The following is a 12,527-nucleotide window of genomic DNA, read 5'->3' as shown; positions in this document are numbered from 1 at the left end:
AACTTAATCTTGGTCGGGTGGAGCAGCAGAGGCGGATCGCCGCATACGGCATATGTCGCGACGAGGACGGCCGGGTCCTCCTGGTCCGGGCGTCCGCCTTCTCCGACGATCCCGGCCTGTGGCACCTCCCCGGCGGCGGACTCAAGCACGGCGAGCACCCGGAGTGGGCGGTCGTGCGCGAGTTCGCGGAGCAGACCGGGATCACGGTGCGTGCGGCAGGCCTGCACACCGTGCTCGCGGACGTCGGGCCGCTGCCGTTCCGGGACGTCGAGGTCCACCACGATCGGGTGATCTTCGATGTCGCGCGGGACGGCGGCGATCCACGGCCCGAGGTGGACGGCGCGACCGACCTCGCGCGCTGGGTGGCGCCGGCGGAGCTGACCGCGCTGCCGCTGATGCCGTTCACCGCGCGGCTGCTCGGCGTACCGGCGGATCGCGCCCTGGTCGAGGAGACGCTGCGGTCCGCGCCGCGGGTGGAGTTGCCCGAGGCGGTGGCGGCGCCGCCCACCGGTCCGCGCGGCCAGCGGTTCGCCGCCTACGGGCTGGTGACGGACCCGGCCGGGCGCGTGCTGCTGACCCGGATCGCCGGTGCGTACCCCGGCGCCGGCCGCTGGCACCTGCCCGGCGGCGGCACCGACCACGGCGAGCAGCCGGACACCGGCTTTCTCCGCGAGCTGGTCGAGGAGGCGGGGCAGCACGGGCGGATCACCGGCCTGCTGCGCGTCTCGCACCGGCGCAACCCGGCCGCGGTCGGCCCGGAGGGCTATCCGATCGACTGGCACTCGGTGCGCGTGACGTACACCGCGGTGGTGGACGAACCGACCGAGCCGGTGGTGACCGAGGCCGCGGGCGGATCGACGGCCGAGGCCCGCTGGTTCAGCCCCGCGGAGGCGCGCACGCTGGCGTTGACGGACGTGGCGCTGGCCGCGCTGGAGTGGCTCGCCCAGTCGCTCCCACGGTCTTAACGGCCGCATGCCGTCCGGTAAACTGCGGAATGAGTTCCACCGTCAGAGCCACCCAAATAGGACATCCTCTCAAATGGGCTATTTCCGGCGTTAAGTGGCTCAAAGTTTAACTACTGGCTATCGCCAGACGGCCGGGTCGTGTGCAATGGTGTAGGCCGCATAACGGCCGACGCCCGCACGAGGACGTGGCCGTGACGGCACCACCGGCCCACGACCCGAGGCCGGCGACCACTTTCGCTGGCCGCACCACGGCGACCGGCGACGACACACGTCGGTCCGGGCGCACTGGGCCGACCCTAGGGACAAGCCGGCGCGCAGTGCACAGGTCGCCGGCGATGGAGGGACAGTGCCGAGAGCCCCCTGGCGTCGGCGTCGTACAGCAGACAGCCCCCGCCCGGCCGGGCGCCGGTGGGACGGGCTGCGCCGAAGCGGATCATTCGCTCGGCAGGTACTGCGGGTGCGAGTGGGCCTTCGACGGCCCAACCAGCGCGGGAACAGCCCGCTGGTCAGCCATCCTCAGCCGGTGGTCCACCCGCTCCCCGAGGTGTTACCGGCCTCGTCCGACGTGCCAACCCTGGCCGAACTCCGCTCGATCGCCGAGGCCACCCCGACCCCAGAGCCGGCCCCGGCCGACTCGTCACTGCTCCCGGGCGCACACACCATGAGCCGCCGGATCTCCTTCGCCCTCGTCAACGCGTGCACGCTGGCCAGCATCTTCCTCGGTCTCAGCGCGGTCTTCCTGGCCATGCGCGACGACGTGCGGGCCGCCGCGCTCTGCCTGATCGCCTGCGTCCTCTTCGACGGCCTCGACGGCGCGCTGGCCCGCAAACTCGGCGTCTCCAGCCCCTTCGGCGCCCAGATGGACTCGCTGGCCGACATGTGCTCGTTCGGCCTGGCCGCCCCGATCGTCGTCTACGCCAGCCTGGCCGGCAGCGTCCCCACGGTCGCCGCCGCCACCGCCTGCGCGCTCGTCGCCGGCTGCGCCGCCATCCGCCTGGCCCGCTTCAACGTCTCACCCAAGGACGGCCGCTTCTTCTGCGGCGTGCCCACCACCATGGCCGCCGCGGTCCTCGCCATCGCGGTCCTCATCGGCCTCCCCATCCCGGGCGAATTCCAGCTGGCGGGCGTGGCACTGCTGGCGGTCGCGATGGTCTCCAGCTTCCCGTACGCCAAACTCGCCCGGCTGCTCACGCTGCCACCGTGGCTGGTCCTCATCCCGGCGGCGGGCGCGCTGGTCAACCCCCGCCTGACGTTCGCCGTCGTCGTGGCGGCCTATCTCCTCAGCGGGCCGCTGCTCTGGCTGCACCAGCGACGTAACGTGCAGCGGGTCGCTTAGGTTCTTGTTCGCCGCCGGGGCGCTCGAATCGTTGTTTCGAGCGTCCCGGCGTTTTCTTTTCTTCGTTTCCCGCTTCCGGCGTGGTGGCGATCCGCATGCTCCCGCGGGCACCGGTCGTCGCTGGCGCTCCTCCCTGCCGGTCCCGCCGCTGGTCCGGAAACCCCCGATCACCGGCGTTCCGGCTTCCGGCCGGGCAGCGGCGCTCGCGGTTCGTCCCTTGGAACCCCCGATATCCGGCGTTCCGCCTTCGAGCCGGGGTGGCTTGTTCCCCGCCGGCGCCGGAGTCCCGCGCTCGCCGACGCACCGCGGGCGGCTGAAGGCGCCGTTGGTCCCGGCGCGTCGGCGACCAAGCCCGCGCTCGTCAGCGTTTCGCGTCTGGCTGGGCGGTCGTGGGTGCGGTTGGTTCGGGACGCGCTGGCGACCAGCCGAGCTTGCCGTTTCGCGTCTGGCTGGGCGGTCGTGGGTGCGGTTGGTTCGGGACGCGCTGGCGACCAGCCGAGCTTGCCGTTTCGCGTCTGGCTGGGCGGTCGTGGGTGCGGTTGGCCGGGACGCTGGCGACCGCCGACGAGCTTGCCGGTGCGCACTTGGTCGGCGGCCGGGGCCGCTGTTGGTCCCGGAGCGCCGGCGACGAAGCCGAGCGGCGGGCTGAGACCGCTGGGTGCTGATGACCAGCGTTGTGAATCCCGGCCGAGCGGCCGGACTCGCCGTTGATCCCGGACCTCTGTCAGCCGGCGTTCCGGCTCCCCGCCAGGTAGCCAGAGGCGGTCGACGTCGGCGTGTCGGGCGCTCCGCGCCCGAAATTTCGGCTTATAAGAGCCTTGGTCAGTTTCGGTCTGCCGCCGGCCGCTCTCCGGTGCCGGGAGAGGCGTGACTTTGGCCGCGATGCATACGTAGTCGACGTTGTGCGGCGCCCAGAACATCGACTACGTACACATCGATCACGTGACCAGCCGGATCAGAGCCAGCGGGCGATGACCGTGGCGCCGCCGGCCACCCGGTCGCCGATGCCGACCAGGGGCTCCACCGCGTCCGCGGGCAGGTAGACGTCGGTGCGGGAGCCGAAGCGGATCAGGCCGAGGCGCTCGCCGCGGGCGAGGACGGAGCCGACGGGGGCTCGCTGGACGATGCGGCGGGCGATCAGGCCGGTGCGCTGGGCGACGACGACCGTGCCGCGGTCGGTGTCCAGCACCGTGTACGCCGCGACGTTGTGCTCGGCCTCCGGCTTCATGGCGGCGGCGAAACCGCCGTCGGTGACGAAGTAGTCGGTGACCCGGCCGGGCACGGGCGAGCGGTTGACGTGCACGTCGAGGATCGACAGGAAGACCGCGACGCGCAGGAACTCGGTGTCGCCGAAGCGGTCGTCGCGGATGCGCTCGACGGAGAGGACCTTGCCGTCGCTGGCGGCGACGATGGCGGAGGCGTCGTCGGGGACGTCACGCTCGGGGTCGCGGAAGAACGCGGCGGCGGGGGCGGCGGCGAGCGCGGGGATCCACCACAGCTTGGACTTCGGGCGGGTGACGCGGGTGAGCGCGGCCAGGCCCAGCGCGATGCCAGCGGCGGCGACGCCGTTGGAGTCCAGGTGCATGGTGCGGGTCACCGGCACGCTGGACGGGCGGTACGCGGGCGCGAGCCGGGCGGCCAGCGACGGCGACGCGGGCGTGAAGCGCAGGCGGTGCACGCGCAGCGGCGGGCGGTTGCGCAGCACCAGGTCGGTGCCGGCGCCGAAGAGCGCGGACTGACGGTCGAGCTCGGCGCTGGCCTCGCCGGCCAGGCCGGGGAGCGCGACGGCCGCGACGCTGAGCACGCCGCCGTCGGTGAGCAGCTTGGACAGGCCGTCGATGAGCGCCCGGGTCTGGGTGGCGCCGTCGGTGAGCGGCTGGGCCACGATGACGACGTCGGCCGGGTCGGTCTCCTCGAAGGAGCCGGCGACGGTGACGCGCTCGGCGATCCACGCGCCCTGAGCCTCGACGTGGTCCCGCAGATCCGAACCGGAGGAGCCCTCCGCGGGGACGAGCGTGAGCCGGTCGCCGGGCAGCAGCGCGTCGAACGCGGCGGGCAGCACGGCCGACCCGGCGTCCGCGCCGACCACCAGCGCGGTCTTCGGCCCGGAGTGGCGGGCCAGCTCGGCGGTGAGCGTGCGGGCAGCCCGCTCGCCGACCTCGACGGGCGCTGGGGTCTGGGACATGCGGGTGTGCTCCTCGCGGCAGACTGAGCTGTACCGGACGCGGCCGGCGGGCGGAGGGTCGTCCTCCGCCCGCCAAGCATATTGCGCGTCGCTATCGGCGCCCGTCGTCGCCCTCGGGGCGTACCTCCCCGGCCTTGATCTCCGTGGTCGGCGTGTCGTCGATGACCTGGGTGGCGTCGTCCGCGGACGACGCCGGCGGGTCCGAGACCGTCAGGTAGTCCGTCGCGTACGGCGAGACGGGCTCCGGCGGCGTGATCGGCGCGAACGCGGCGGTCGGGGCCGGCGGCGTCTCCACCCGGGTGTCGTCGATGCCGACGCCGCCGGAGGTGCGCTGGTTCTCCATCAGCTCGCGGACGATGTCCGCGTGCATCCCGGTCGGCAGGCCGCTGCCCGGCGGCGCGCTGATCGGCGCGCCGCTGGTCGGGGCCGGCACCGCGCCCCGGCCGGCCCGGAACGCGCCGACCAGCCCGGCCAGGCCGAACATGATCAGGGAGAGCGCCACGATCCAGCCGACCGCGGGCAGCGCCAGCGTGACGAACTGGGCCAGCACCCACCAGGCGGTGAAGAACAGGAAGACGAAGCCGAAGCCGAGCGAGACCCCGTCCGTACGATGTGCCTTCATCGGGCGACCTCCACGTCTCCGGCGCCGTTCGAGATCGTCAGCGCGAGTTTTCCGCCACCCGCGCCGTCGGTGCCGAGATCCTCGATCCGGTCGCTCAGGCCGACGCCGTCCAGCTGCCGGCCGAGCACGTTCGCGGTGCCGGCACCGAGCTCGACGTCGATGGTGACGTCCACGGCCGGCGGGAGCAGCACGGTGAGGTCGCCGGCGCCCAGCTCCACCTCGGTGGCCTTGTCCTGGCCGGTGAAGTCCAGCGCCCGCAGGTCCAGCGTGGCGTCGCCGAACGCGGCGCTCTGCCGGGTGGACAGCTCGTTCAGGGTGCGCGGCGCCCAGATCGTGGGGGCGGCGTCCCGGTGGTCGGAGGTGTCGTTCTCCGCGGCGACGGCGAGCCCGAGCGCCACGGCCGCGACCAGGCCGGGGACGATGAGGCCGCGGCCGCGTCCCCACCTGGTGCCGACCAGCATGCCGACGCCGATGATGCCGAGCACGGCCGCGAAGTACGCGGAGGCGGACGGGTTGGCAAGGTTGCTCAGGTCGCTGACGGCCAGCAGCCCGATCGCCATCAGGATCACCGAGACGGTGGCGCCGAACAGCGGGGAGCGCTCCTTGGGCGGCTTCGGCGGCCGTTGCCGCGGCGGCGGGGGCGGCGGCGGATTCGTCGCCGTGTAGGGGCTCTGGTACGGCCCGTGCGGCGCGAACGGCGGACGGTAGCCCCCGGACGGCGGTGCCTGCCAGTGCGGCGGTGCCGGGGCGTGGCCGGGCTGCGGCGGGTACGGGGCGTTCGGTGGCACTGGCGGCACTCCTGGAGCGGGTTCGGCCGACGGGGCGGGGGAGGCGGGTGGCGGCGGCGGGGGCCCGGCGGTGAAGCCCGGCGACGTGATCCGCCCGCGGTTGACGATCAGCGTGCCCACCACCGCGGCGCAGGCGACCAGCAGCATCGCCCGCCAGGTGTCGGACATGATGTAGGCGAACGTGACCATCGTGAGGACCGCCAGGCCGACGGCGGTGAGCGGCGAGGTGCCGGAGTGGCCCTTGCCGAGCACGCCCTCCAGCGGCGAGCCGCTGTCGCCCTCGGACGGGATGAACAGCCAGGCGACGAGGTAGACGAGCAGGCCCGTGCCGCCGAAGACGGCGAGGACGGCGAGCAGCACCCGCCAGAGCACGGGATCGGTGTTGGTGGCGTGGCCGATGCCGGCACAGACGCCGGCGACGTACCGGCCCTCGCGGGGGCGGACCAGGCCGAACAGGCGCGGTGCCGCGGCGCCACCGGGGAACTCCCCGGCGCCCGGCGCCGCGGCAGGCCCGGGGCCCGGCGGGGGCGGCGGGGCGGCGGGTCCGGGCTCGGCCGGGTCATGCTGCGTGTTCATGCCTTCGATGGTCGGCCCTCCCGCGGCACTTCTGCCTCAGGCGCGAACCCTGACCCCACCCTGAGTTTGCCGTGCCGTTTGTCCGGGTGCCAACCCGTGGCCAGGGCGGCGCGGGCGTGTGACGATCGATGCGGAAACCGCACGCGCGAACGACGCCTGGGAGTCACGATCGATACCGCCCGACAGCCCCGCCGCCTCTACCGGGCACGCGACCATCGCGTGGTCGCCGGTGTCGCGTCCGGCCTGGCCCGGCACCTGCGGGTGTCGCCGCTGGCCGTGCGGGCCGCGTTCGTGATCCTGCTCGGCTTCAACGGCCTGGGACTGATGCTCTACGCGGGCTTCTGGGCGGTGCTGCCGTACGAGCGCGTCACCGGCGAGCCGCGGCGGCGCGACGTGTCGCAGTTGGTCCCGTTCATCGCGATCGGCCTGGGTCTGATCCTGCTCCAGGTGCTGGTGCTCGGGCGGAATTCGAGCGTCACCGGCACGGCCGGGTGGCTGGTCGCGGTGGTCGCGGTCGGCGCCGGCATCATCTGGCACGAGTCGACGCCGGAGCGCCGCCGTCAGTGGACCGAGGCGCTGCCGCGTTTCCCCTGGCTGGGCACGTTCCTGGAGGAGACCGACCGCCGGCTGTTCCTGTTCCGGTTCATCGGCGGCGGCCTGCTGGTCGCGGTCGGCGTGATCGGCATGGTGGCGGTGTACGTACCGGCGGAGAACAACGAGGCCGTGGTGAACGGCGTGCTGTTCGCGCTGCTCGGCCTGCTCGGCGTGGGCGTGGTGGCGGCGCCGGTGCTGTGGCGCACGGTGAGCCAGCTGCGCGCCGAGCGCGAGGGCCGGATCCGCGAGACCGAGCGCGCCGAACTGGCCGCGATGGTGCACGACCAGGTGCTGCACACGCTGGCGCTGATCCAGCGGAACGCGGACGACGTGAAGGCGGTGCAGCGACTGGCCCGCGGCCAGGAACGCAGCCTGCGCAACTGGCTCTACAAGCCGACCGGGTCGCCGACCGAGCGCTTCGCCGCCGCGCTGGAGGAGGCCGCGGCCGAGGTCGAGGACACGTACGCGATCGCGGTCGAGGTCGTGGTGGTCGGCGACCGGGAGAACGACGAGCGGGTCGCGGCGCTGGTGATGGCCGCCCGGGAGGCGCTGGTGAACGCGGCCCGGCACGCCGGCGTGGGCACCGTGTCGCTCTACGCCGAGGTGGAGCCGGAGCAGCTCAGCGTGTTCGTCCGGGACCGGGGCGCGGGCTTCGACATGGACGCGGTGGAGGACCACCGGCACGGCGTGCGCGGCTCGATCCTGGGCCGGATGAGCCGGCACGGCGGGCACGCGGAGATCCGCAGCGAGATCGGGGACGGCACCGAGGTCAGACTGTTCCTCCCGATGGAACGTGACGCGGTGACCTCCGGTAGGGAAAGGTAGCCAGCATGACCGACAACGCCCGTCTGAGGGTTTTCCTCGTCGACGACCACGCGATGTTCCGCGCCGGTGTCCGCGCCGAGCTGGGCGCGCACGTGGACGTGGTGGGTGAGGCGAGCACGGTCGCGGAGGCGGTGAGCCGGATCGCGGCGGCCACGCCGGACGTTGTGCTGCTGGACGTGCACATGCCGGACGGCGGCGGCCGCGCGGTGCTGGAGGCGATGCGCAAGTCGCACCCGCAGGTGCGGTTCCTGGCGCTCTCCGTGTCGGACGCGGCCGAGGACGTGATCGGCCTGATCCGGGCCGGCGCCCGCGGCTACGTCACGAAGACCATCTCCCCGGACGAGCTGGCCGCCGCGATCAAGCGGGTGGCCGAGGGCGACGCGGTGTTCAGCCCGCGGCTGGCCGGCTTCGTGCTGGACGCGTTCGCGGCCCGGCCGGACGCGCCGGTGGCCGACCCGGAGCTGGACCAGCTCACCAACCGGGAGCGGGAGGTGCTGCGGCTGCTGGCCCGGGGGTACGCGTACAAGGAGATCGCCAAGGAGCTGTTCATCTCGATCAAGACCGTCGAGACGCACGTGTCGAACGTGCTCCGGAAGCTCCAGATGAGCAACCGGTACGAGCTGTCCCGCTGGGCCGCCGACCGCCGCCTGGTCTGACGCCCCGAATCCGGTCTGTCCGAAAATTCCCTTGCGGGTCCACATCGGATTTTGTTAATCAGGGGGTTACACCAGGCGCGGGGAACATCACAGCCACTGCCTGCGGAAACGATGGCGGTGTGCAGTCGAAGGAATGAAATACCTGATCAGATGGGACGGCCTGAGGTACGAAACGTGCAGGTAACAGGCTATGTCGTCCCACCTGACAAGTATCGGCTTGATAACAGCACCTTCACCTGTGAGTCCCTGCGGTGTCACAGTGTTCCTCACCTCACATACCCCTCGTGAGTGCTCTGAGGAGGCCCTTCCCATGCGCGGGAAAACCGCAATAAAGATCTCGGCTGGTCTTGCCGCGACCGCCCTGCTCGTCACCGCCTGCGGTGGCGGGGGCGACGACGAGGCCGGATCCAGCAACGCCGTCGTCTCGATCGAGGTCGCGGAGCCGCAGTACCTGCTCCCGTCCAACACGAACGAGACCAGCGGTTCGCAGGTGCTCGCCGCTCTGTTCACGCCGCTCGTCGACTACGACGCCGACAACAAGCCGGTCGAGGTGGCCGCGGAGTCCATCACCACGACGGACAACGTCACCTGGACCATCAAGCTGAAGGACGGCTACACCTTCCACAACGGTGAGAAGGTCACCTCCGACAGCTACATCAACGCGTGGAACTACGGCTCGTACGCGCCGAACGCGCAGAACAACTCCTACTTCTGGGAGAAGATCGAGGGTTGGGCCGACCTTCAGTCTGAGGACCCGGACGAAGACGGGCCGCAGAAGGCCCCGACGCCGAAGGCGAACAAGCTCACCGGTCTGGCCAAGGTCGACGACCTGACCTTCACGGTGAAGCTCTCCGCGCCGTTCTCCGAGTTCAAGACCATGCTCGGATACACCGCGTTCTACCCGCTGCCGGCCGCCGCGTTCGCCTCCGAGGGTGTCGTCAAGGAGGACTTCGAGGAGGCCATCATCGGCAACGGTCCCTTCAAGATGAAGGGCACCTGGCAGCACGACTCGCAGATCGAGGTCGAGCAGTACGCCGAGTACCCGGGTGACAAGCCGAAGGTCCAGGGCGTCATCTTCAAGATCTACCAGGCGCTGCCGGCGGCCTACGCCGACCTGGCCGCGGACAACCTGGACGTGCTGAAGCAGATCCCGACCGAGAACATCTCGAGCGCCGAGTCCGACCTGGGCGACCGGTTCAAGAAGAGCGCGGCCTCCACGTTCCAGTTCGTCGCCTTCCCGACGTACCAGACCGAGTTCAGCAAGCCCGAGGTGCGGCGCGCGATCTCCCAGGCGATCAACCGCGACGAGATCATCACCAGCGTCTTCAAGGGCTCGCAGACCTCCGCCCGCTCCTTCGTCTCCCCGGTCGTGGCCGGCTACCGCGAGGACACCTGCGGTCAGTACTGCGTCTTCGACGCCGCCAAGGCCAAGTCCGAGTACGACGCCGCCGGTGGCCCGAAGAAGATCACCATCACCTACAACGGCGACGGTGGCCACAAGGACTGGGTCGACGCGACCTGCAACCAGCTCAAGACCAACCTGGGCATCGAGTGCACGGGCGTGGCCGAGCCGAAGTTCGCCGACCTGCTGACCAAGCTGGACCAGAAGCAGCCGATCGGCATGTTCCGGATGGGCTGGGTCATGGACTACCCGTCCATGGAGAACTACCTGGGCCCGATCTACACGACCGACGGCTCGTCGAACTACTACGGCTACTCGAACAAGCAGTTCGACACGCTGGTCAAGGAGGGCGTCTCCGCCGCCACGCCGGAGGAGGCCATCGCCAAGTACCAGGCCGCCGAGGACATCCTGGTCCAGGACATGCCGGTGATCCCGCTGCGCTTCGGCCAGAACAACTTCGGGCACTCGACCAAGGTGAAGAACGTCGAGATGGACCTCTTCAACCGCGTGGACCTCATGAAGATCGAGGCCGCCTGAGTCGACGCCGCGTCATGACGGGGGTGGCGCCGCGGGTCCAATCGGACCCGCGGCGCCACCGCCGTGTCACGCAGTCGCTGCTCACGAGGCAGTTTGCACCGCGATCCGTCGCGGAGAAGGCCTGAGAAATGCTTCGCTATATCATTCGGCGCCTACTTCAGGGCGTGCTCACGTTCTTCGGAGCCACGTTCGTCGTCTACGCGCTCATGTTCGCCAACCAAGACAACCCGCTGCAGGCGCTCGCGGGTGAGCGGCCCATCACGGAGAACGTCCGCCAGGCCCTGACCGAGCGCTACCACCTGGACGAGCCGTTCATCGTCCAGTACGGCTACTACATGCGCGGCCTGCTCCAGGGCGACTTCGGTCAGTCACTCACCGGCCGTGACATCTCCGACCTGCTCGAACAGGCCTGGCCGAACACGTTCCGGCTCGCGGTCATGGCGGTGGTGTTCGCCGCGCTGATCGGCATCGTCGCCGGCGTCGTCGCGGGCATCCGGCGCGCCAGCATCTTCGACCACACCACGCTGATCATCACGCTGGTGCTGATCTCGATCCCGATCGTCGTCCTGGCGCCGCTCATGCAGCTCTTCTTCGGCGTGGAGCTGAAGTGGTTCCCCGCGACCGCGGGTGCGAATCCGTCGTTCTACGGGCTGATGCTGCCGGCGATCGTGCTGGGCGCGGGCTCGCTGGCGACCTACTCGCGGCTGACCCGCACGTCGGTGGTGGAGAATTTGCGCGCGGACTACGTGCGTACCGCGAAGGCGAAGGGTTTGACCCGGAACCGGGTGATCGGGGTGCACGTGCTGCGCAACTCGCTGATCCCGGTCGTCACCTACATCGGCGTGGACCTGGGTGGCCTGATGGCGGGCGCGATCGTGACCGAGGGCGTGTTCAACATCCCCGGTGTCGGTTCCCAGCTGTTCCGGGGCATCGGTACCGAGGACGGCCCGCTGGTGGTCGGCTTCGTCAGCGTTCTGGTGATCATCTTCATCGTGGCCAACCTGATCGTCGACCTGCTCTACGCCGTTCTCGACCCGAGGATCCGGTATGAGTGAGCACACGGCAGGAGAGGAACGGGGCGGACCGGAGCGAGGCGAAGTGTCATGAGTGATCTGCAATCGATTGCCGCCACGGAGGTGCCGAGTGGCACCGACGTCAAGGGCACCGGCGGCGACAAGGCGCGCAGCCTGACGCAGGACGCGTGGCGCGATCTGCGGCACAACTGGGTGTTCTGGTTCGCCTCCACGATCGCGCTGATCGTCATTCTGATGGCGATCGCGCCGTCGTTGTTCACGCCGAACAACCCGGCCGACTGCGCGCTGTCGCGGCAGCACGCGCCGGGTAGTGGCTGGGCGTTGTTCGGTTACGACTTCCAGGGCTGCGACATCTACGCCCGGACGGTCCACGGCGCGCGTGCCTCGATCTGGGTGGGCGTGCTGTCCACCGCGCTGGCGTCCACGATCGGCCTCATCTTCGGCCTGTCGTCCGGGTTCTTCGGCGGCTGGCTGGACGCGATCCTGTCCCGGATCACGGACATCGTGCTGGGCATCCCGCTGCTGCTGGCCGCGATCGTGCTCGGCAAGCGTCTGGCCGCGGGTGACACCGGCGGTTCGTCCGGCCTGATGGCCGTGGTCCTGGTGCTGGGCGTGCTCGGCTGGACGACGGCGGCGCGCGTCATGCGGTCGTCGGTGATCTCGGCGAAGAATCAGGATTACGTGGCGGCGGCGCGGATGCTGGGGGCGGGGAATTTCCGGATCATGTTCCGGCACATCCTGCCGAACGCGATCGCGCCGTTTATCGTGGTGCTGACCATCGCGCTGGGCCAGTTCATCGCCACCGAGGCGACGTTGTCGTTCCTGGGCATCGGCCTGAAGGGCGATGCGATCTCGTGGGGTATCGACATCTCGACGGCGTCGAAGCACGTTCGTGAGTCCGCTCCGCCGCTGGTCGCTCCGTCGCTGTTCTTGGCGATGACCGTGCTGGCGTTCATCATGCTCGGCGACGCCATCCGCGACGCCTTCGACCCGAAGCTGCGGTGAGC

The 12,527-nt window shown here is 70.7% G+C and carries 9 protein-coding genes and 1 pseudogene; 7 read left to right on the top strand and 3 right to left on the bottom strand.

Annotated elements, in window-relative coordinates; genetic code table 11:
- Positions 1–17: 17 nt before the first annotated feature.
- Complete coding sequence (locus J2S41_RS30675; protein WP_310372897.1) at positions 18–965, top strand: NUDIX hydrolase; 948 nt, start codon at positions 18–20, stop codon at positions 963–965.
- Between the two features lie 589 nt (positions 966–1,554).
- A pseudogene (locus J2S41_RS30670) lies at positions 1,555–2,301 on the top strand (CDP-alcohol phosphatidyltransferase family protein); the annotation flags it as partial.
- Between the two features lie 955 nt (positions 2,302–3,256).
- Here the strand turns inward: J2S41_RS30670 and J2S41_RS30665 are convergent.
- From J2S41_RS30665 to J2S41_RS30655, 3 genes are all read right to left on the bottom strand, one after another.
- On the bottom strand, positions 3,257–4,486 hold the full coding sequence (locus J2S41_RS30665; protein ID WP_310372895.1) for a phosphatidylserine decarboxylase: 1,230 nt from the start codon (positions 4,484–4,486) through the stop codon (positions 3,257–3,259).
- 91 nt (positions 4,487–4,577) lie between these two features.
- Complete coding sequence (locus J2S41_RS30660; RefSeq protein ID WP_310372893.1) at positions 4,578–5,108, bottom strand: hypothetical protein; 531 nt, start codon at positions 5,106–5,108, stop codon at positions 4,578–4,580.
- Positions 5,105–6,472 (bottom strand): PspC domain-containing protein, encoded by a 1,368-nt coding sequence (locus J2S41_RS30655; RefSeq protein WP_310372890.1) that lies wholly within the window; start codon positions 6,470–6,472, stop codon positions 5,105–5,107. Before J2S41_RS30655 ends, J2S41_RS30660 begins: the two co-directional genes overlap by 4 nt.
- A 156-nt stretch (positions 6,473–6,628) precedes the next feature.
- Here J2S41_RS30655 and J2S41_RS30650 point away from each other — a divergent pair, with 156 nt between their 5' ends.
- From J2S41_RS30650 to J2S41_RS30630, 5 genes are all read left to right on the top strand, one after another.
- Positions 6,629–7,891: an ATP-binding protein gene (locus tag J2S41_RS30650; protein WP_310376606.1), complete on the top strand. Its 1,263-nt coding sequence runs from the start codon at positions 6,629–6,631 to the stop codon at positions 7,889–7,891.
- A 5-nt stretch (positions 7,892–7,896) separates the two neighbouring features.
- Positions 7,897–8,547, top strand: coding sequence for a response regulator (locus J2S41_RS30645; protein ID WP_310372888.1), 651 nt, complete (start codon positions 7,897–7,899; stop codon positions 8,545–8,547).
- A 310-nt stretch (positions 8,548–8,857) separates the two neighbouring features.
- Positions 8,858–10,486 carry a peptide ABC transporter substrate-binding protein gene (locus J2S41_RS30640; RefSeq protein WP_310372886.1) on the top strand — a complete coding sequence of 543 codons (1,629 nt, stop codon included), beginning with the start codon at positions 8,858–8,860 and terminating at the stop codon, positions 10,484–10,486.
- 128 nt (positions 10,487–10,614) lie between these two features.
- Positions 10,615–11,541 carry an ABC transporter permease gene (locus J2S41_RS30635; RefSeq protein WP_310372884.1) on the top strand — a complete coding sequence of 309 codons (927 nt, stop codon included), beginning with the start codon at positions 10,615–10,617 and terminating at the stop codon, positions 11,539–11,541.
- A 48-nt stretch (positions 11,542–11,589) separates the two neighbouring features.
- Positions 11,590–12,525 carry an ABC transporter permease gene (locus J2S41_RS30630; protein ID WP_310372882.1) on the top strand — a complete coding sequence of 312 codons (936 nt, stop codon included), beginning with the start codon at positions 11,590–11,592 and terminating at the stop codon, positions 12,523–12,525.
- Positions 12,526–12,527 lie beyond the last annotated feature (2 nt).

This window comes from Catenuloplanes atrovinosus, from assembly GCF_031458235.1.
In the GTDB taxonomy this organism is placed as follows: Bacteria; Actinomycetota; Actinomycetes; order Mycobacteriales; family Micromonosporaceae; genus Catenuloplanes; species Catenuloplanes atrovinosus.
The sequence above is the reverse complement of the archived record's forward strand: the minus strand, read 5'-3'. Positions and strand labels throughout refer to the sequence as shown.